General features: G+C 71.7%; 13 protein-coding genes and 1 riboswitch. Of the genes, 6 read left to right on the forward strand and 7 right to left on the reverse strand.

Annotated elements, in window-relative coordinates; all coding sequences use genetic code 11:
* Positions 1-2: 2 nt before the first annotated feature.
* The gene (gatA, locus tag ACQPZ4_RS07080) at positions 3-1,478 is read left to right on the forward strand and encodes an Asp-tRNA(Asn)/Glu-tRNA(Gln) amidotransferase subunit GatA (protein WP_433057339.1); all 1,476 of its coding nucleotides are present in this window, start codon (positions 3-5) and stop codon (positions 1,476-1,478) included.
* Positions 1,479-1,498: 20 nt separating this feature from the next.
* Here the strand turns inward: gatA and ACQPZ4_RS07085 are convergent, their stop codons facing one another.
* A complete protein-coding gene (locus ACQPZ4_RS07085) occupies positions 1,499-1,675 on the reverse strand; it encodes a DUF4236 domain-containing protein (protein ID WP_327005912.1) in 177 nt (58 codons plus the stop codon).
* Between the two features lie 95 nt (positions 1,676-1,770).
* Here ACQPZ4_RS07085 and gatB point away from each other — a divergent pair, with 95 nt between their 5' ends.
* Positions 1,771-3,246 carry an Asp-tRNA(Asn)/Glu-tRNA(Gln) amidotransferase subunit GatB gene (gene gatB, locus ACQPZ4_RS07090; protein ID WP_433066328.1) on the forward strand — a complete coding sequence of 492 codons (1,476 nt, stop codon included), beginning with the start codon at positions 1,771-1,773 and terminating at the stop codon, positions 3,244-3,246.
* A 243-nt stretch (positions 3,247-3,489) separates the two neighbouring features.
* Here the strand turns inward: gatB and ACQPZ4_RS07095 are convergent, their stop codons facing one another.
* From ACQPZ4_RS07095 to ACQPZ4_RS07105, 3 genes are all read right to left on the reverse strand, one after another.
* Positions 3,490-5,100 carry a metallophosphoesterase family protein gene (locus ACQPZ4_RS07095; RefSeq protein ID WP_433066330.1) on the reverse strand — a complete coding sequence of 537 codons (1,611 nt, stop codon included), beginning with the start codon at positions 5,098-5,100 and terminating at the stop codon, positions 3,490-3,492.
* 62 nt (positions 5,101-5,162) lie between these two features.
* Positions 5,163-6,356: a PQQ-dependent sugar dehydrogenase gene (locus ACQPZ4_RS07100; protein WP_433057340.1), complete on the reverse strand. Its 1,194-nt coding sequence runs from the start codon at positions 6,354-6,356 to the stop codon at positions 5,163-5,165.
* Positions 6,357-6,751: 395 nt separating this feature from the next.
* Positions 6,752-7,201: a PH domain-containing protein gene (locus ACQPZ4_RS07105; protein ID WP_433057341.1), complete on the reverse strand. Its 450-nt coding sequence runs from the start codon at positions 7,199-7,201 to the stop codon at positions 6,752-6,754.
* 221 nt (positions 7,202-7,422) lie between these two features.
* Between ACQPZ4_RS07105 and ACQPZ4_RS07110 the strand changes: the two genes are divergently transcribed.
* Positions 7,423-12,111 (forward strand): hypothetical protein, encoded by a 4,689-nt coding sequence (locus ACQPZ4_RS07110; RefSeq protein ID WP_433057342.1) that lies wholly within the window; start codon positions 7,423-7,425, stop codon positions 12,109-12,111.
* An 83-nt stretch (positions 12,112-12,194) separates the two neighbouring features.
* Here the strand turns inward: ACQPZ4_RS07110 and glyA are convergent, their stop codons facing one another.
* Both glyA and ilvD read right to left on the reverse strand, forming a co-directional pair.
* On the reverse strand, positions 12,195-13,445 hold the full coding sequence (gene glyA, locus ACQPZ4_RS07115) for a serine hydroxymethyltransferase (RefSeq protein ID WP_433057343.1): 1,251 nt from the start codon (positions 13,443-13,445) through the stop codon (positions 12,195-12,197).
* An 18-nt stretch (positions 13,446-13,463) separates the two neighbouring features.
* A riboswitch (ZMP/ZTP riboswitch) is annotated at positions 13,464-13,550 on the reverse strand.
* Between the two features lie 18 nt (positions 13,551-13,568).
* Positions 13,569-15,422, reverse strand: a complete 1,854-nt coding sequence (ilvD, locus tag ACQPZ4_RS07120; protein ID WP_433057344.1) for a dihydroxy-acid dehydratase — start codon at positions 15,420-15,422, stop codon at positions 13,569-13,571.
* Positions 15,423-15,638: 216 nt separating this feature from the next.
* Between ilvD and ACQPZ4_RS07125 the strand changes: the two genes are divergently transcribed.
* Genes ACQPZ4_RS07125 through ilvC form a run of 3 tightly spaced genes read left to right on the forward strand, consistent with a single transcriptional unit; the run spans position 15,639 to position 19,084 of the window.
* The gene (locus ACQPZ4_RS07125; RefSeq protein ID WP_433057345.1) at positions 15,639-17,477 is read left to right on the forward strand and encodes an acetolactate synthase large subunit; all 1,839 of its coding nucleotides are present in this window, start codon (positions 15,639-15,641) and stop codon (positions 17,475-17,477) included.
* Positions 17,478-17,492: 15 nt separating this feature from the next.
* Positions 17,493-18,011 (forward strand): acetolactate synthase small subunit, encoded by a 519-nt coding sequence (gene ilvN / locus ACQPZ4_RS07130; RefSeq protein ID WP_223101686.1) that lies wholly within the window; start codon positions 17,493-17,495, stop codon positions 18,009-18,011.
* Positions 18,012-18,070: 59 nt separating this feature from the next.
* Positions 18,071-19,084, forward strand: coding sequence for a ketol-acid reductoisomerase (ilvC, locus tag ACQPZ4_RS07135; RefSeq protein ID WP_433057346.1), 1,014 nt, complete (start codon positions 18,071-18,073; stop codon positions 19,082-19,084).
* A gap of 151 nt (positions 19,085-19,235) precedes the next feature.
* On the opposite strand, the gene ACQPZ4_RS07140 is transcribed toward ilvC, so the two are convergent.
* A complete protein-coding gene (locus ACQPZ4_RS07140) occupies positions 19,236-19,661 on the reverse strand; it encodes a TipAS antibiotic-recognition domain-containing protein (protein WP_433057347.1) in 426 nt (141 codons plus the stop codon).
* Positions 19,662-19,722: the final 61 nt, after the last annotated feature.

Genomic DNA, 19,722 nt, shown 5'->3' on the forward strand with positions numbered 1-19,722 from the left:
CCATGAGTGACCTGATCAAGCTGTCCGCCGCCGAGCTCGGCCGCCGCCTGGACGCCAAGGAGGTCTCGGCCACCGAGGTCGCCTCCGCGCACCTGGACCGCATCGAGGCCGTCGAGGGCAAGATCCACGCATTCCTGCACGTCGACCGCGAGGGCGCGCTCGAGGCCGCCCGCGCCGCCGACGAGCGCCGCGCCAAGGGAGCCGCGCTCGGCCCGCTCGACGGAGTGCCGATCGCCGTCAAGGACGTCATCGCCACGCGCGGCGTCCCCACGACCGCGGGCTCGAAGATCCTGGAGAACTGGCGCCCGCCGTACGACGCGACCATCACCACGCGCCTGCGCGAGGCCGGGCTCGTCATGGTCGGCAAGACCAACATGGACGAGTTCGCGATGGGCTCCTCGACGGAGTACTCGGCCTACGGGCCGACGTTCAACCCCTGGGACACCTCGCGCATCCCCGGCGGCTCCGGCGGTGGCTCCGCGGCCGCGGTGGCCGCGTACGAGGCGCCGCTGGCCATCGGCACCGACACCGGTGGGTCGATCCGCCAGCCGGCCGCTGTGACCGGCACCGTGGGCGCCAAGCCGACCTATGGGGGCACGTCGCGGTACGGCCTCATCGCCTTCTCCTCGTCCCTGGACACCCCGGGCCCGTGCGCGCGCACCGTCGAGGACGCCGCGCTGCTGCACGCGGTCATGGGCGGCCACGACCCGCGCGACTCGACGTCGATCCCGCAGCCGGTGCCCGACGTCGTCGCGGCCGCGCGGCTGGGCGCGACGGGCGACCTGAGCGGCGTGCGCCTCGGCCTGGTCAAGGAGTTCGCGGGCGAGGGCGCGGAGCCCGGCGTCGCCGCGGCGTACCGCGAGTCGGTCGACGCCCTCGTCAAGCTCGGCGCGGAGATCGTCGAGGTGTCCTGCCCGAGCTTCAAGTTCGCGCTGCCGGCGTACTACCTGATCGCCCCGAGTGAGTGCTCGTCCAACCTCGCCCGCTTCGACGGCGTGCGCTACGGCCTGCGCTCCGGCGACGACGGCCGGCACTCGCTGGAAGAGGTCATGACGATCACGCGCGCGGAGGGCTTCGGCCCGGAGGTCAAGCGGCGCATCATCCTCGGCACCTACGCGCTCTCGGCCGGCTACTACGACGCGTACTACGGCCAGGCGCAGAAGGTCCGCACGCTGATCACCCGCGACTTCACCGCGGCGTTCGAGCACGCCGACGTGCTGATCGCGCCGACGACGCCGTTCGTGGCGTTCCCGCTGGGCTCGCGCACGTCGGACCCGTACCAGATGTACCTGGCCGACCTGTACACGATCCCGTCGAACCTCTACGGCGGCCCGGCGATCTCGGTGCCGGCCGGCCTGTCCGAGGGGCTGCCCGTCGGCCTGCAGATCATGGCGCCGACGATGGCCGACGACCGGATGTACCGGGTGGCGGCCGCGCTGGAGTCAGCGCTGCCGCCACTCACCCCGCCGTCACTGTGAGGCCGGGCGCCGGGGCCGGCTCAGCCCCGGCTGCCCTGCCGCCACGAGAACGGGCCGGGCAGGTCCACGCGGTTCTTCTTGCTCCGCGAGTTCCACGACCACGGGCCCAGCTTGAAGCTCCACGAGGAGAAACCCTCCTGCGTGAAGTGGAAGATGAACGGGCCGAACTTCTTGCTCTTTCGAAACTGCACCGGCATGACGTCGCTCCCTCCAGGTGTGCGATGGATACCCAATGTCGTGCGTGGATACACAAGGCTGAAAGCAGGCACTGACCATGAGCACCGTGACGCACATGTCGTACGAGGAGGCGGTGGCCGCGTTCGAGCCGGTCATCGGCCTGGAGACGCACGTCGAACTCGGCACCAACACCAAGATGTTCTGCGGCTGCCCGACCGCGTTCGGCGCCGAGCCGAACACCCAGGTCTGCCCGGTCTGCCTCGGCCTGCCCGGCGCGCTGCCGGTCGCCAACCGCGCCGCGATCGAGGCCACGATCCGCATCGGCCTGGCGCTGAACTGCTCGATCGCGCCGTGGGGCCGCTTCGCGCGCAAGAACTACTTCTACCCCGACATGCCCAAGAACTTCCAGATCAGCCAGTACGACGAGCCGCTGTGCGTGGACGGCTACCTCGACGTGGAGATCGACGGCGAGCTCGTGCGCATCGGCATCGAGCGAGTGCACCTCGAGGAGGACACCGGCAAGACGCTGCACGTCGGCGGCGCGACCGGGCGCATCCACGGCGCGACCGAGTCCCTCGTGGACTACAACCGCGCCGGTATCCCGCTCGTCGAGATCGTCACCAAGCCCGTCCCCGGCACCGGCGCGCGGGCGCCCGAGGTGGCCCGCGCGTACGTCACCGAGCTGCGCGACGTCATCCGCACCCTCGACGTGTCCGACGTGCGCATGGAGCAGGGCTCGATGCGCTGCGACGTGAACACCTCGCTCAACCGCCCGGGCGCGGAGTGGGGCACCCGCACGGAGACGAAGAACGTCAACTCGCTGCGCTCCGTCGAGCGCGCCGTCCGCTCCGAGATCATCCGCCAGGCCGGCGTGCTGACCGACGGCGGCAAGATCATCCAGGAGACGCGGCACTTCCACGAGGAGACCGGCGACACCACGTCCGGGCGCAGCAAGGAGACGGCGACGGACTACCGGTACTTCCCGGAGCCCGACCTCGTCCCCCTCGCCCCCGCGGCCGACTGGATCGCCGAGCTCAAGGCCGCGCTGCCGGAGCTCCCGCGCGTACGCCGCGGGCGCCTGCAGGCCGAGTGGGGCTTCTCCGACCTCGACATGCAGTCGGTGGTCAACGCCGGCGCCGTCGAGCTCATCTCGGCGACCGTCGAGGCGGGCGCGACCGCCGCGTCCGCGCGCAAGTGGTGGCTCGGCGAGCTGGCCCGCCGGGCCAACGAGACCGAGACCGAGCTCGATGCCCTGGGCGTCTCCCCGCGCGCGGTCGCGCAGCTGCAGGGCCTGGTCGACAGCGGCAAGATCAACGACAAGCTCGCGCGTGTCGTCCTCGAGGGCGTCATCGCCGGCGAGGGCACCCCGGCGGAGGTCGTGGCCGCGCGGGGCCTGGAGGTCGTGTCCGACGAGGGCGCGCTGACCAAGGCCGTCGACGAGGCGATCGCCGCCAACCCGGACATCGCCACCAAGGTCCGCGAGGGCAAGGTCGCGGCCGCGGGCGCGCTGGTCGGCGCGGTCATGAAGGCCACCGGCGGCAAGGCCGACGCCAAGACGGTGCGCGAGCTGATCATCTCGCGCCTTTCTTAAAACTGCCGCTCTTGTACCGCATGTGCCTCCCCCGCACCGTCCGTTCTATCGCGACGGTGCGGGGGACGCCGCGGGCGCGACCTCGCGCTGCCGTCCATCGCGACGGCGCGGGGACGAAGCGGGCGCGGACCCTGGACGGTCCGTCTAGCGCGACGGTGTGGGGGACGCCGCGGGCGCGACCTCGCGCTGCCGTCCATCGCGACGGCGCGGGGACGAAGCGGGCGCGGACCCTGGACGGTCCGTCTAGCGCGATGGTGTGGGGGACGCCGCGGGTGAGGACGCGGGCGCGGACGGCTCCGGCGTCGGGGCGGCCTTGGTGTCCGGCTGCACGATGTGGCGCTGGAGGGCCACCTCGGTGAGCCCGGTGCCGCCCACCTGGATGTCGTCGTAGGCGGACAGGTGGCGGTTCTGGTCGAAGTACAAAATCGAAAGCGCGAGCGGCAAGGGCTTCGTGCTCTCCAGTCCGCGCAGTCCCGCCCCGCCGGTCGAGCCCTCGACCATGAGCAGGGTGCGCTCCTGCAGCGCCTTGACCGCGGGCGACGCGGACGTCGACGGCGACGCCTGCGGCACGGGCGCGAGGACGCCCGGGTTGGGGTTGAGCCGCGCGACCGAGCGCTCGTGCTTGTGCCCGGCCAGCACCAGCGGGCACAGCCCGGCCAGCTCCTGCGCCGCGACGGGGTCGTGCACCATCGCGACGTCGACCGCCTTGCCGCTGGTGCGGATCTTCTCCGCGAGGGTGTCGCCCGACGCGACGACCTCCCGGTGCTGTTCCTCGTTCGACTCGTCGGTCGACTTGTCCGGGGTGAACCGCGGGTCGCCGATGCCGGCGAAGGTGATCCCCTTGACCGTGACGATCGTGTCGTCGAGCACGATGGCGTTGGGCTGGCGGCCGACCGCGGCCGCGGTGACGGCCGAGTCGTGGTTGCCGCGGATGTACAGGTACGGGACCTTCAGGTCGCCGATCGCGTTCACGTAGGACGCCTCGGGCTCGCTGCCCCAGTCGTTGATGTCACCCGTATCGACGATCATGTCGATGTCGAACTGGTCCGCGACCGAGCGCACGACGCCCCACGCCGCGGGGTTCAGGTGCATGTCGGAGATGTGCAGGACCTTGGTCGCGCTCGTGTCCGGCTCGTACACCGGCAGCGACGAGATCGTGCCGTACAGCTTGCTGACGTTGAGCACGAGTTTCTGCAGCTGGTCGCGGTACTCCTCGAAGCGGTCGGTGATCCGCCGCGCGTCACCGATGATGGCCGGGGCGTTGACGAGCAGGCCGCGGTACGTCGGCTCCTGGATCGCGGCCGGCTTGAACGTCAGCAGCGTGGCCGCGCCGGTCGAGGCGAGCACGCCGATCACCACGATGCCCGCGATCGCGGTCTCGCGCCGCTTCCGGAACACCAGGAAGACCAGGATCATGCCGCCGAGCAGGCCGCAGCCCGCCGTCTGCAGCGCCAGCCGCCGCACGCCGAGGTTGAGCTGGTCGACCGCGTCGTGGCTGATCTGCTCCAGGTTGCCGGACTTCGCCGCGAACGCGCGGGTGCGCGCCTCGTCCAGCGACTCCAGCCGGATGCGCAGGTGCGCCGGGCCGTCGTGGCTGTCCAGCTCCAGCGAGCCCAGCGGCGGGATCTCCACCGAGGTGTCGCCGTAGAACGACGGGGTGAGCGACAGCTGCGCGCGGAAGGGCCCGATGTCCTGCGTCGTGGACCCGCCGAGGGAGACCCCGATCAGCATGCCGACGACGGCCACCAGGCCCACGAGGAGCCCGCGCCCGAGCCGGCGCAGCCGGGGGTGCTTCGGGGGCCGCACGCGCCCGCTCGCCGGGCCGCCCGGGTGGTGGCGGCGCCCGGCGGCCATGACGATCGCCCGCCGCCGGGCCCTGCGGGCGGCCAGCGCGGCACGGCGGCGGAACGGCGAGGTCAACTCTTGCCGGCCTCGCCGACATCGCTGATCACCAGGCGCAGGATCTGGTCGTCGTCCGGCTTGGGCTCGCCCCGGCCGTCCTTGTTCGACGTCGAGATCCACAGACTGCCGTCCGGGGCGACCGCGGCCGCGCGCAACCGGCCGTACTTGTCCTGCAGCAGCGGCGCGGGCGCGCCGAGCAGCGTGCCGGTGTCGGTGACCTGCATGACGTACATCCGCTGGCCCTTGAGACAGGAGGTCACGAGGAAGCCGCTGAGATAGGCCAGCCCCGCGCACGACGCGTCGGCCGTCTTCCAGGTGTAGATCGGGTTCGTGTACTTGGGGTCGGTGCCCTTGCCCTCCACCGCGGGCCAGCCGTAGTTCTTGCCGGCCTCGATCACGTTGAGCTCATCGGCATCCGCCGCCCCGTACTCCATCGCGTACATGCGCTTGTTCTTGTCCCAGGCGAACCCTTGCACGTTGCGATGTCCGTAGCTGTACACGGCGGTTCCGAACGGGTTACCGGGCGCCGGCTTCCCGTCGGGCTGGACGCGCAGGATCTTGCCGCCGAGGCTGTTGAGGTCCTGTGCGGTCTCCTGCTTGTCGCCGTCGCCCGTCGCGACGTACAGGAACCCGTCCGGCCCGAACCGGATCTGCCCGCCGTTGTGCACCCCGCCCTTGGGGATGCCGGTCAGGATCGGCGCGGGCGCCTGGCCCAGCGTCAGCTTGGCCACGCGGTTGTCGTCCTGCGTGGTGTAGTACACAAAGATCGTCTTATCCGTGTCGTACTGCGGTGAAACAGCGATCCCGAGCAATCCGCCCTCGCCCCCGGGCACGGCCGCGTCGATCTTCTGCAGTTCGGCGACCAGCATCCCGTCGGAGGTGGTCTCCTTGCCGACCTTGAGCAGCCGCTTGCTGTCCCGCTCGGTCACCAGCCCGGACCCGTCCGGCAGGAACGCGATGCCCCACGGCACCGCCAGCCCCTTGGCCAGCACCGTCACCGAAACCTCGGCCCCGCCGTCCTCGTCGCTGCCACTTCCCGACCTGGTCGGCGAGGGATAGGGCGACATCTTCGGCGGCGACCCCAGCTCGTCCGGCGGGGGCGGCCCGAACGAGCAGGCCCCGAGGGCCATGGCGGCCGCGGCCGCGCAGACGGCGGCGAGGCTACGACCGGCTTTCCGGCCGGCGAAACGGTACGTCCGGGCGCTCACCCGCCCAAGCGTAGCGTTGCCCCCTGAGCGCGGCGTTTTCGAACCGCCCTTCCACCCTGCTGTCTTCCGCGCCTCCCCCCGCCCGCCACGTGCACGTATCGCGCGGGGTCATTGCGTGGTCACCCCGGCGCCATTTTGTTCGCGCATTTGTCTGTGCGCATTTGCGTTTGCGTCGTGCTTCCCGGCCGGCGCTTCGCGGCGCGTCCGCGTGGCTGTTTCATGCCGGAGCCGTACCGGCGCCTCATACCTGCCTCACGCCGCGTCCGCGCGCACGGACGTTGCGTCGTGGCCCGGTGATCGGGATGGCCGGGCCGGCGGCGCGCAGGTCTCGCTTGTGTATCGGTATGCCGGCGGCGTCGCGCCTGTCGGCCCGCGCGTCCGCGCGGCGGGGCGGCCTACTTGGCGGGCTGCGGGGTGTCCTCGTGGTCATCCTCGGTGTCGGCGGCCGTACCGTCCGTCGCGTCGTTGTCCGCCGTTTGGTCGGAATCGAGGGGCTGACCGCTGGCTTTGATCACGCGCGGCACGTCGCCCGGGCGCACGGCGTCCAGGGGGACCAGGTGGCCGTTGGCCAGGCGGGCGTACACCTTGCCGTCCGACGTCACGAGGCCGTCCACGGCGGCCCACTGGAACGAGCGGCTGCCGAACAGGGCGCGCACCGTGAAGCCGCGCTCGTTCACGTCCGTGCCCGCGCGCCAGGCCCACACGGCGACGGCCAGGGGAATCAGGAGTACCAGCAGGAACCAGAGGCTCTCGGCGGCCAGCGGAACGGCGCCGATCACGGTGATGCCCGCCGCCACGGCGAGGGCGGCGCTGCGCCGGAACTTGACCTTGACCTGGTTGCTCACCCAGCCATCCTCCCACCTTTCGAGGAACTGCCTCCGCGCGCCCGGGCGGGCATACTGAGCGCCGTGGGGGATCAGAACGGCCGCCCTTCGCCGACGCCGGTCGCCGGGGTTACGCTCGGTGCCGTGTTTGACGAGATCGCGACCGGCCGGGGGGCTCGTCGGGCGATCGGCGTCGATATGTCCGGCTTTGCGGGTGGGTGCCCGTGGGGGGAGGGCAGGACGTGACCACCACTTTCCGCCGCGATGCGCCCGCCGAATGGGCCGAGGGCATCAAGCGCAGCAAGCGGGTCGCGGTGCGGCCGACCGGGGCCGTCGCCACCGGGCTGCTCGGCGCCTCGGTACTGGTCGCGCTGGCCGTGGCCGGCTGGGGGATCAAGGAACTGAGCATCATCTGGGGCGTCGCGGCGATCGCCGCGCTCGCCGGTGTGGTGGTGCTCACGCTGCGCGGCTTCCCGCTCTTCGCGATCCTGACCATCGTGGCGGGCGCGGTCGCCTGGGGTGCGGCCACGCGCGGTCGCCTGCCGGACAGCTGGTTCGACATCCTCGGCGTTCTTGGCTTCATCGGCATCAATCTCGCTTATGTGGTACCGCTGGCCGGCTCGTTCCTTTCCGCCCTCCTCATGGACGCCCGCCGAGTATCACGCTTATCGATCGACGAGGCGGTGAGCGGGCGCCGTTGGTGGGGCAAGCCCGACGACACGCTCCCGCGCCTGAAAGAGCTCGAGGCGATTCCGAGCGCCCGATTCTTCGCGCTGGGCGAGGGCGGCTGCACGCATCTCGTCTCCGCCGGCCGCCGCGTCGCGCTGTTCCTGCCGACCGTCTGGCCCCACGGCGAGTTCACGATGGACGCCGCGGGCCAGGTCCTGCGCGGCGGCCGCCTGTTCGTGCCCGGCTCGGAGGACGTCGACGGCCTGGCCGCGGAGGTGCACACCTGGCGCGAGCAGCTGGCCAAGGTCGGCGGCTCCGTCCGCGGGTACCTCGTGGTCGCCCCCTCCCGCGGCGACGTCTCCGAGGACCTCGTCATCTCGGTGGCGCCCGGCGAGCACCTGCACCTCGTGCACTCCCACGAGATGGCGGACGCCGCGGGGCGCTGGCTGGCCGCGGAGCCGTACCGCGTCGACCTCCACGTCATGGAGCGCCTCCTCGTCCTCGCGGCGGGCAACGAGCTGCCGGAGCCCGGGCCGCTCCCGCGGACCTTCGCGCGCGAGGCCGCGTCGTCTGAGGAGCGCTCGCCCGCGACGTCCCCGACCGACGCCGCCTTCGCGGCCGCGGCGTCGACGCCCCCGGGCGCGGCCGGCGCCCTGCCGACGGTGCTGGGCGGCGCCATCGCGGAGCCGACCACCCCGGCCGCGACGTGGCGCCCCGGCAACGGCGTCATGCGGGCCAAACTCGGCCGCCTGGCCAGGAACGCGTCCGCGCGCGGCGAGGCGGGCGACGCCGCCTCGGACACGTCGCCTGAGGCCGGCGAGGACGCCGACGGCGCATTCGGGGCCGAGGCTGACCCGGACGTTTCCGGCGTCTCCGGCACCGGCACCGAACCGGGTGCCCGGTCGCGCTTAGGCCGCAAGAGTGATCCTGATGCCACGGGCCGGTTCGACAGCGACGCGGAATCCGGTTCGGCCGGCCGCCGTCGCCGGAGTGCCGAGTCCGGTTCCGGGGACCGCGATGCCGAGTTGGGTTCCGCGGATCGCGGAGAACATGACGGTTCCACGGGTCGCTCGGAGCGCGATTCCGACGCTGCAAACGCGTCGCGAGGCCGCGGTGACGGCTCGCGCGCTGATGGCAATTCGAACTTTGGTGCTGGTGCGCGTCCTGAACGTGATTCCGGCACCGGTGCCGGTTCCCGATCAGGCCGCGATTCGGACATTGGAGCTGGCTTGCGTTCTGAGCGGAACTCGGACTACAGCGTCGACGGGCGCTCCGATCGCGACCCGTCGTACGGCGGCGGACGCGATGGCGAGTTTGGCGCTCCCGCGCGCTTCGATCGCAATGGCGGTTCGCGCACCGACGGCGATTCCGCCTACGGCGCCGGTTCGCGGTTCGATCGCGATGGCGGTTCGCGCGACGACGGCGATTCCGGGTACGGCGCTGGCTCGCGCTTTGACCGCGATGGCGATGCCGCGTACGGCGCTGGTTCGCGCTTTGACCGTGATTTCGGTTCGCGCGGCGATGGCGATGCCGCGTACGGCGCCGGTTCGCGGTTCGATCGTGACGGCGGTTCGCGCGCGGAGGGCGACCCGCGGTTCGATGCTGGATCGCGCTCGGATCGTTTCGACCGTGGAAACGATGCCGACGACCGGTCGCGCTCGGACGCGTCGGCGAGCGCGGAATCGGACGAGGCCCGGGCCACCCGTGAACTCGTCGGGAACTGGGACAACGACTCGGCAAGCCAGCTGGCGGCCTGGGCGGCGGAGGACGGCACCGACTCCTCGGGGCGGCGCTCCTGGTCGCCGATGGGTGGGGAGACCCCCGCGCCCGGCGAGCGGTTCCGGTGGTCCAGCGAGGCCGATGACTTCCCGGTGAGCTACGAGCCCGGCACGTGGCCGGACTCCCCGGCGAACGGCCAGCCCGACCGCGCCTCCTCGTGGGGCGAGACGGACTACCGCGCTTCCGAGCCAGCCGCCGGCACGGGCCGCGAGTCGCGCGCGTCGGAGCCCGCCGCGGAGTCGTGGCGTGACAGCCGCGCGTCCGAGCCGCAGGCCGAGTCGTGGCGTGATGGCCGGGGCTCCGAGCCGGCCGCCGAGTCGTGGCGTGACAGCCGCGGGTCCGAGCCGGCCGCGGAGTCGTGGCGCGAGAGCCGTGCGTCCGAGCCAGTGGCCGAGGCGTCGTGGCGGGACGCGTCTGCGGCAGAGCAGTCGTGGCGGGACGCTCCCGCGCCGGAGCCGGTGGCCGAGCCGTCGTGGCGTGCGAACCAGGCTCCGGAGCCGGCCGTGGAGCCGTCGTGGCGCGATTCGCGTACGCCGGAGCCGATCGCCGAGCCGTCCTGGCGGGATTCGCGCGCGCCCGAGCCCATCGCCGAGCCGTCCTGGCGGGACAGTCGTGCGCCCGAGCCGGTGGCGGAGCCCTCGTGGCGTGATCAGCGTGCGCCCGAGCCCGTGGCCGAGCCCTCATGGCGTGATCAGCGCGCGCCGGAGCCGGTGGCCGAGCCCTCGTGGCGCGATCAGCGTGTTCCTGAGCCCGTGGCGGAGCCGTGGCGGGGGCAGCGCGCTCCCGAGCCCGTGGCGGAGCCGTCGTGGCGCGATCAGCGTGCGCCCGAGCCGGTGGGGGAGTCCTGGCGGGACAGCCGCGCGCCCGAGCCCGTTGCTGAGCCGTCGTGGCGTGACCAGCGTGCGCCGGAGCCGGTGGCCGAGTCCTGGCGGGATTCGCGCGCGCCCGAGCCGGTGGCTGAGCCGTCGTGGCGTGATCAGCGTGCGTCCGAGCCGGTGGCGGACGACCGGGCGGCTGGGCCGGGCGGTGATTGGCGCGGGGCGTTCGGAGCGGAGCCGGGCCGGGAGTCGTGGGGTCAGGCAGCTGACGGCGTACGAGGCGCGACCGAGCGGCCCGCCGCCGAGTGGCCGCCGCCCGCGGAGCCGGTGCAGCGCATGACCGAGCGGCCCTCCGTCGAGTGGCGGTCCGCCTCCGACGCGTCCGCGCGGCCGTCCATCGAATGGCAGCCCGGCAGTGAGCAGTCGCCGGGGGACTGGCGGTCGGGGGCGGAAGCGTCCGCCCGGCCGTCCATCGAATGGCAGCCCGGCAGTGAGCAGTCGCCGGGGGACTGGCGGCCGGGGGCGGAGGCCTCCGCGCGCCCGTCTGTTGAGTGGCGGTCCGGGGCTGAGCAGCCGCCGGCTGAGGATTGGCGGTCGCGGGCCGAGCAGTCCGCGCCCGAGCGGCCCTCGGTCGAGTGGCGGGCCGGGTCTGACGCGTCCGCGCGTCCGCCCGCGGCGTGGCCTCCGGCCGGGGAGTCCGGCGCGGCCGCGCGGCCTTCCGTCGAATGGCGGGCCGGGGCCGAGGCGCCGCAAGGACCCGAGCCGCGGCGTCGCCCCGAGCGGCAGGCGTTCACCGGGAACCTGTTCGACGGCGACGCGCCCGAGTTGGAGGCGAAGCCGCTGGAGTTGCGGCGTACCTGGGAGTCGGATCCCGCCTCGCGCTCCATTCGGCGGCGCGATCGGGTGCCGGGCGAGCCCGGGTACGCCGAGCCGAATGGCGCTCAAGAAACCTATCCGCAGGCCGACGAGAACGCGGACGCCAACCGGCCGTTCGAGCGCACCCAGGCATGGGCCGCCGACAATGCCGTGAGCGAGCAGGCCAATCAGCAGCCGAACCAGCCCGGCAACGAGCCGTGGGCGAGCCATCGGGCGCCGGCGGAGCCGTGGGGGAATCAGCCCGAGCCCCCGGTACGGGACCGCCGCCCCACCGATGCCTGGGAGCGGAACCCCGCGGAGCAGCGTCCGAACAACCAGGCCTGGACCGCCGCCCCCGCGCCCGAGCCGCAGCCGCAGTCGCCGCCGGCCACCCAGGCGTGGTCCGCTCAGCCCGCGCAGGGCGAGGAGGCCTGGTGGGACCCGGCCACCGCGCCGGCCGCCCAGGCGCCCGCGCCCGCGGAGGAGAAGGGCAAGAAGTCCCGCTGGGGCCGGAACAAGGACAAGGACGCCAAGAAGGAGCCCGAGGCCGCCGACGACTGGGCCGGCGAGGCGACCGCGCGCTGGGACCGCGGGGCGGCCAACAACGAAGCGCCCCGCAACGAACCTCGGAACGAACCTCGGAACGAGCCCCGGAACGACGACTGGGGCGGCCCGAAGCCGCAGCCGGAGCGCATTCCCGAGCAGCGCAAGCGGGAACTGTCCGCGTTCGAGGACCTCGCGCCCCTGGAGCTCAATCTCGACGAGGAGCCCAAGGAGAAGAAGTCCCGCCGTTTCCTGGGCCGGAAGTGAGTTTTCTGGGCCGGAAGTAAAGCGATCGGGGCGCCTCCAAGAAAGCCTCAGCAAGCAAGAGAGGCGCCCCGAAAAGCAATACCTCAGTCCCGGCCCGGCATCGGGTAGGCGGACAGCAGTTCCCGCACCTCGGCGGCGATCGCGTCCAGCGCCGCGTCGTCCGACTTCAGGGCGGCGTCCACGGCGCGGGAGATCCAGGTCGCGACCTGGGGCATCTCGGCCGGCGTGAGGCCGCGCGTGGTCAGGGCCGGGGTGCCGATGCGCAGGCCGGACGGGTCGAAGGGCTTGCGCGTGTCGTACGGCACCGTGTTGTAGTTCGTCTCGATGCCGGCGCGGTCCAGGGCCTTGGCGGCGGGCTTGCCGCCGATGGACTTGCCGGTGAGGTCGAGCAGGAGCAGGTGGTTGTCGGTACCGCCACTGACGAGATCGAAGCCGTGCTCGAGCAGCGCCGTCGCGAGGGCGCGGGCGTTGGCGACGACCTGCTGGGCGTACACCGGGAAGGAAGGCTGCGACGCCTCGCCCAGCGCGACCGCGATGCCCGCCGTGGTGTGGTTGTGCGGGCCGCCCTGCAGGCCCGGGAAGACCGCCTTGTCGATGGCCTTCGCGTGCCGTTCGTCGCACATGAGCATCGCGCCGCGCGGGCCGCGGAGGGTCTTGTGCGTGGTGGTGGAGATGACCTCGGCGTGGCCGACGGGGCTCGGGTGCGCGCCGCCGGCGATGAGGCCCGCGATGTGCGCGATGTCGGCCACCAGCACGGCGCCGACCTCCCGGGCGATCTCGGCGAAGCGCGGGAAGTCGATGGTGCGCGGGAGCGCGGTACCCCCGCAGAACATGATCTTCGGACGCTCGCGCAGGGCCAGGTCACGCACCTCGTCGAAGTCGACGCGGCCCGTGTCGCGGCGGACCCCGTACTGCACGGCGCGGAACCACGCGCCCGTCGCCGAGACCGGCCAGCCGTGCGTGAGGTGCCCGCCCATCGGCAGCGCCATGCCCATGACGGTGTCGCCCGGCTGCGCGAGGGCCAGGTACACGGCGAGGTTCGCGGGCGAGCCGGAGTACGGCTGGACGTTGGCGTGATCGACGCCGAACAGCGACCTGGCCCGGGCGATCGCCAGCTCCTCGAGCGGGTCGACGAAGCGCTGGCCCTCGTAGTAGCGCCGGCCGGGGTAGCCCTCGGAGTACTTGTTGGTCAGCACGGAGCCGGTCGCCTCGAGGACGGCCTGGGAGACGTAGTTCTCCGAGGCGATCATCCGCAGGGTGTCGTGCTGGCGCTCGGTCTCGGCCCGGATGAGGGCGGCGACCTGGGGATCCGCTTGTTCCAGAGCAACGCGCATGCGCAGCCTCCTGATACGCCGGGGCACCCAGGCGCGCGGTGCCCGCGATCGGAAGCTCCCCGGTGGTCGGTTCCACCTTGATGTGCGCCAGTCGCGGTAACTGGCGCACATCCTAGCGGAAACCTACGGCACGCGGCGGTACGCGCCGTCGCTGGCCGACGTGGCCATCGACGCGTACGCACGCAGCGCCGCCGACACCGGGCGCTCGCGGTCGAGCGGGGTGAACGGGCGCTCGCGCTTCTCCTGCGCGATGCGGCGCGCGGCCAGCTCCTCGTCGGGCACGGCGAGGTGGATGGAGCGGTTCGGGATGTCGATCTCGATGCGGTCGCCGTCCTCGACGAGCGCGATGAGCCCGCCGCCGGCCGCCTCCGGGCTGATGTGGCCGATGGAGAGGCCGGAGGTGCCGCCGGAGAAGCGGCCGTCCGTGATCAGCGCGCACGCGCGTCCGAGCCCGCGGCCCTTGAGGAAGCTCGTGGGGTACAACATCTCCTGCATCCCGGGACCGCCCTTGGGACCCTCGTAGCGGATCACCACGACGTCGCCCGGGACGATCTGCTTGGCGAGGATGGCGTCGACGGAGGCCTCCTGCGACTCGAAGACCTTCGCGGTGCCGGTGAAGGTCAGGTTCTCCTCGGGCACGCCCGCCGTCTTCACCACGGCGCCCTCGGGCGCGAGGTTGCCGAACAGGATCGCGAGGCCGCCGTCCTTGGTGTAGGCGTGCTCGACGCTGCGGATGCAGCCGTCCGCGCCGTCCGTGTCGAGGGAGTTCCAGCGGTTCTCGGTCGAGAACGGCTCCGTGGTCCGGACACCGCCCGGCGCGGCGTGGAACAGCGCGAGCGCCTGGTCCGTGGCCTTGCCGCCGCGGATGTCCCAATTGTCCAGCCATTCGCGGAACGACGCGGAGTGCACGGAGGACACCGACTCGTCGAGCAGGCCGCCGCGCGACAGCTCGCCCATGATGGCGGGGATGCCGCCGGCCCGGTGGACGTCCTCCATGTGGTACTTCTGCGTGTTCGGCGCGACCTTGGCCAGGCAGGGCACGCGGCGCGAGATCGCGTCGATGTCGGCCACCGAGAAGTCGAGCTCGGCCTCGCGCGCGGCCGCGAGCAGGTGCAGCACCGTGTTGGTGGAGCCGCCCATCGCGACGTCCAGCGCGACGGCGTTCTCGAACGCGGGGCGGGACGCGATCGCGCGCGGGAGCACGGACGCGTCGTCATCCGTGTAGTACCGGCGGCAGAGCTCGACGATCAGCGAGCCCGCCTTCTCGAACAGGGCCTTGCGCGCGGCGTGGGTGGCCAGCGTCGAGCCGTTGCCGGGCAGCGCCAGGCCGATCGCCTCGGTGAGGCAGTTCATCGAGTTGGCGGTGAACATGCCGGAGCAGGAGCCGCACGTCGGGCAGGCGGAGCGCTCGATCTGGTCGAGCTGCGCGTCCGAGACGGCCTCGTTGGCGGAGGCGATCATCGCGTCGATGAGGTCGAGCTTGGCGTCCTTCTCGTGGACGACGCCCTCGATGGCGACGGTCTTGCCGGCTTCCATGGGGCCGCCGGAGACGAAGACGGTGGGGATGTTGAGGCGGAGAGCGGCGAGCAGCATGCCGGGGGTGATCTTGTCGCAGTTGGAGATGCACACGAGGGCATCGGCGCAGTGGGCCTGCACCATGTACTCGACGGCGTCGGCGATGAGCTCGCGACTGGGCAGCGAGTAGAGCATCCCGCCGTGGCCCATGGCGATGCCGTCGTCGACGGCGATGGTGTTGAACTCCTTGGCGACCCCTCCCGCCTCCGCGACCGCGTCGGCGACGATCATGCCGAGGTTGCGAAGGTGGACGTGGCCCGGCACGAACTGCGTGAAACTGTTGGCGATGGCGACAATCGGCTTGCCGAAGTCGGAGTCGGTCATGCCGGTGGCGCGCCAGAGGGCGCGTGCGCCGGCCATGTTGCGACCAGAAGTGGAGGTCTTGGACCGCAGCTCGGGCATACCTGCGAGTCTGACACGTTCCGCATCCTGGGATAGGTTGACTCAGGCCATGAGATGCGCCAAAGTGGGCTCATGTCGTCGAGGTCGCTCCGAGTACTTATCATCTAGCGCGCCGACGCCTGCCGTCAGCGCGCTAGCCCCCCGTGCCGAGCACGTGGGGTTTTTTCATGTCCGGAGCCTTTGCCTAGACACCTTCGAGCGAAAGTGCGAACTGCGATGACGAGACCCACGCCAGAAGTCCTCGCCCACCGAGCGCATCCGACCCCGCCGGCGGCCGACCCGAAGAAGGCCGCGCAGCCGGTCTCCGCGGAACTGCTCACCGGCGCGCAGGTGCTCGTCCGCTCGCTCGAGGCCCTCGGGGCCGACGTCGTGTTCGGCATCCCCGGCGGCGCGATCCTCCCGGCGTACGACCCGCTGTTCGACTCGGAGACCGTCCGGCACATCCTCGTCCGCCACGAGCAGGGCGCCGGGCACGCCGCGACCGGCTACGCGCAGGCGACCGGCAAGGTCGGCGTCTGCATGGCGACGTCCGGCCCGGGCGCGACCAACCTGGTCACCCCGATCGCTGACGCCTACATGGACTCGGTCGCCATGGTCGCGATCACCGGGCAGGTCAGCTCGGCCTCGATCGGCACGGACGCCTTCCAGGAGGCGGACATCGCCGGCATCACGCTGCCGATCACGAAGCACAACTACCTGGTCCAGTCGGGCGAGGAGCTGCCGCGGGTGCTCGCCGAGGCGTTCCACCTGGCCGGCACCGGTCGCCCCGGTCCGGTTCTGGTCGACATCCCGAAGGACGTGCTGCAGAACAAGACGACGTTCAAGTGGCCGCCGACGATGGAGCTTCCGGGGTACCACCCGACGCTGCACCCGCACGGCAAGCAGATCCGCGAGGCGGCCCGCCTGATCGCCGGCGCGCGGCGCCCGGTGCTCTACGTGGGCGGCGGCGTCGTGAAGGCCCAGGCATCCGAGGTGCTGCTGAAGCTGGCCGAGCTGACCGGCGCCCCGGTCGTCACCACGCTGATGGCCCGCGGCGCGTTCCCCGACTCGCACCCCCAGCACATGGGCATGCCGGGCATGCACGGTTCGGTCGGCGCGGTGTACGCGCTGCAGAAGTCGGACCTGCTGATCACCCTCGGCGCCCGGTTCGACGACCGGGTCACCGGCGAGCTGTCGACCTTCGCGCCGAACGCGGCCGTCATCCACGCCGACATCGACCCGGCCGAGATCGGCAAGAACCGCACCGCGGACGTGCCGATCGTGGGCGACGCCAAGCACGTGATCGAGGAGCTCATCGCCGCCGTCTCGGCCGAGCACGCGGCCGGGCGTAAGCCGGTCCTCAAGGACTGGTGGGCGACGCTGGAAGACATCCGCGGCCGGTACCCGCTGGGCTACGAGGAGCCGTCCGACGGCACCCTCGCGCCGCAGTACGTGATCGAGCGCATCGGCAGCCTGGTGGGCCCGGACGCGATCTACACGGCCGGCGTCGGGCAGCACCAGATGTGGGCCGCGCAGTTCATCAAGTACGAGCACCCGGCCACCTGGCTCAACTCGGGCGGCCTGGGCACCATGGGCTACGCGGTGCCCGCGGCCATGGGCGCCAAGGTCGGCCGGCCGGACAAGGTGGTCTGGGCGATCGACGGCGACGGCTGCTTCCAGATGACCAACCAGGAGCTGGCCACCTGCGCGCTGGAGGGCATCCCGATCAAGGTCGCCGTGATCAACAACGGCAACCTGGGCATGGTCCGGCAGTGGCAGACGCTGTTCTACGACCAGCGCTACTCCAACACCGAACTCGGCACCCACAAGCACCGCATCCCGGACTTCGTGAAGCTGGCCGACGCGCTCGGATGCGTGGGGCTGCGCTGCGAGACCAAGCGCGACGTCGACGCGACGATCGAGGCCGCGATGAAGGTCACCGACCAGCCCGTGGTCATCGACTTCGTGGTCGGCAAGGACGCGATGGTGTGGCCCATGGTGGCCGCCGGCACCAGCAACGACGAGATCATGTTCGCGCGGGGCGTCCGTCCCGCGTTCGACCAGGACGACGTGTAGGGAGACCCCGCAGAGATGGCCAAGCACACGCTCTCCGTCCTGGTGGAGAACAAGCCCGGCATACTGGCCCGCGTCGCGGGGCTGTTCGCCCGCCGCGGCTTCAACATCGACTCCCTGGCCGTCGGCGAGACCGAGCACCCCGAGGTCTCCCGGATGACGATCGTGGTCAACGCGGACGAATCCCCGCTGGAACAGGTCACCAAGCAGCTCAACAAGCTCGTGCAGGTCCTGAAGATCGTCGAACTCGACACCACCGCCAGCGTGCAGCGCGAGCTGCTGCTGGTGAAGGTCCGCGCGGAACGCCCGGTGCGCTCGCAGGTCCTCGAGACCGTGAACCTGTTCCGGGCCCGTGTGGTCGACGTCGCAGCGGACGCCCTCACCATCGAGGCGACCGGCACGTCGGAAAAGCTGGACGCGCTGCTTCGTGACCTGGAGCCGTTCGGTATCAAGGAAATGGTCCAGTCGGGCGTCGTGGCCATCGGCCGCGGTTCGCGCTCCATCACGACCGGCCCGGCGCTCCGTGCCGCGGCCTGAGAACTTTCGCTCGTTGGTTTGATCGTTGACCGGTTTCGGTCGTTTTGAGAGGAAAGTCAATGCCCGCCGAGGTGTTTTACGACGACGACGCCGACCTGTCGTTGATTCAGGGCCGCAAGGTCGCGGTGCTGGGCTACGGCAGCCAGGGCCACGCCCACGCGCTGAGCCTGCGCGACTCCGGCGTCGACGTGCGCATCGGCCTGCCCGAGGGGTCCAAGAGCCGCGCCAAGGCCGAGGAGCAGGGCCTGCGCGTCCTCACCCCGGCCGAGGCGAGCGCCGAGGCGGACGTGATCATGATCCTCGCGCCCGACACGGTCCAGCGCTCCCTGTACTCCGAGCACGTCGCCCCGAACCTGACCGCCGGCAAGGCGCTCTTCTTCGGCCACGGCCTCAACATCCGCTTCGGCCTCATCACGCCGCCCGCGGACGTCGACGTGTGCATGGTCGCCCCGAAGGGCCCGGGCCACCTGGTCCGCCGCCAGTTCGTCGACGGCAAGGGCGTGCCCTGCCTCATCGCGATCGAGCAGGACGCCACCGGCAACGCGCAGCAGCTGGCGCTGGCCTACGCGGCCGGCATCGGCGGCACCCGCGCCGGCGTGATCAAGACCACGTTCAAGGAAGAGACCGAGACCGACCTCTTCGGCGAGCAGGCCGTGCTCTGCGGCGGCGCGTCGGCCCTGGTCCAGACCGGTTTCGAGGTGCTCACCGAGGCGGGCTACGCCCCGGAGATCGCTTACTTCGAGTGCCTGCACGAGCTCAAGCTCATCGTGGATCTCATGTACGAGGGCGGCATCGCGCGGATGCGCTACAGCGTCTCCGACACCGCCGAGTACGGCGACTACACCCGTGGCCCGCGCGTCATCGACGGCCGGGTCAAGGAGGAGATGAAGCGCATCCTGGGCGAGATCCAGTCGGGCGAGTTCGCCCGCGAGCTGATCGCCGAGGACGACGCGGGTCGCCCGAACTTCACGAAGTACCGCGAGCAGGGTGCGAACCACCCGATCGAGGAGACGGGGCGTCAGCTCCGCTCGATGATGAGCTGGGTCGACCGGCCGATCACCGAGACCGCCTGATCGTTCGTATGCGAGAGGCCCCTCCCGATTTCCGGGAGGGGCCTTTTTTCAGAGCTTTGCTCCGGTCCGCGTCAATAACTGACCGTTGCTCCCGTCAGACACCGGTCGGCCCCTGGGGGCCTCCCTTCCGCGTCCGCGGTTGGTTTCTGTTTTAACGCGCCGCGTTCGCCCGGATCGCGTCGCGGATGTACGCCGCCAGCCCCGGGTGGTCGGTGTCGTAGTTGGCGGTGAAGCGGGGGTCGGCCACGTACATGTCGCCGAGGCCCTGGTGGATCTCGGGCGAGCAGTCGTAGAACCACCGGCTGATGTGCTGCCGGTGCGCCTCGGCCAGGTCCATCGCCCGCGCGTCGGCGGCGGGCGTCCCGTCCTCGAACGCCGCGGCGAAGGCCTCGGTGTTCTCGGCCGCCTCCCGCTTGATCCGCTCCCAGTCGCTTTTCGTGTACCGCGCGGTGCGCCGAGCCGACTCCTGGTACGCATCCGTGGAGCCCCAGCGCTGCTCGGCCTCCTCGGCGTGCTGGTCGGGGTCGAACTCGCCGAACAGCTCGCGCTTCTCGTCGGGGGTCAGGTTCATCGTCATGCTCCCAGCGTGAAGTCTCCAGCCGCTGGAGAGTCAACCCCGTTGTTACGGTGATCCGGTG

It is taken from the genome of Dactylosporangium sp. CS-033363 (assembly GCF_050942475.1).
In the GTDB taxonomy this organism is placed as follows: Bacteria; Actinomycetota; Actinomycetes; order Mycobacteriales; family Micromonosporaceae; genus Dactylosporangium.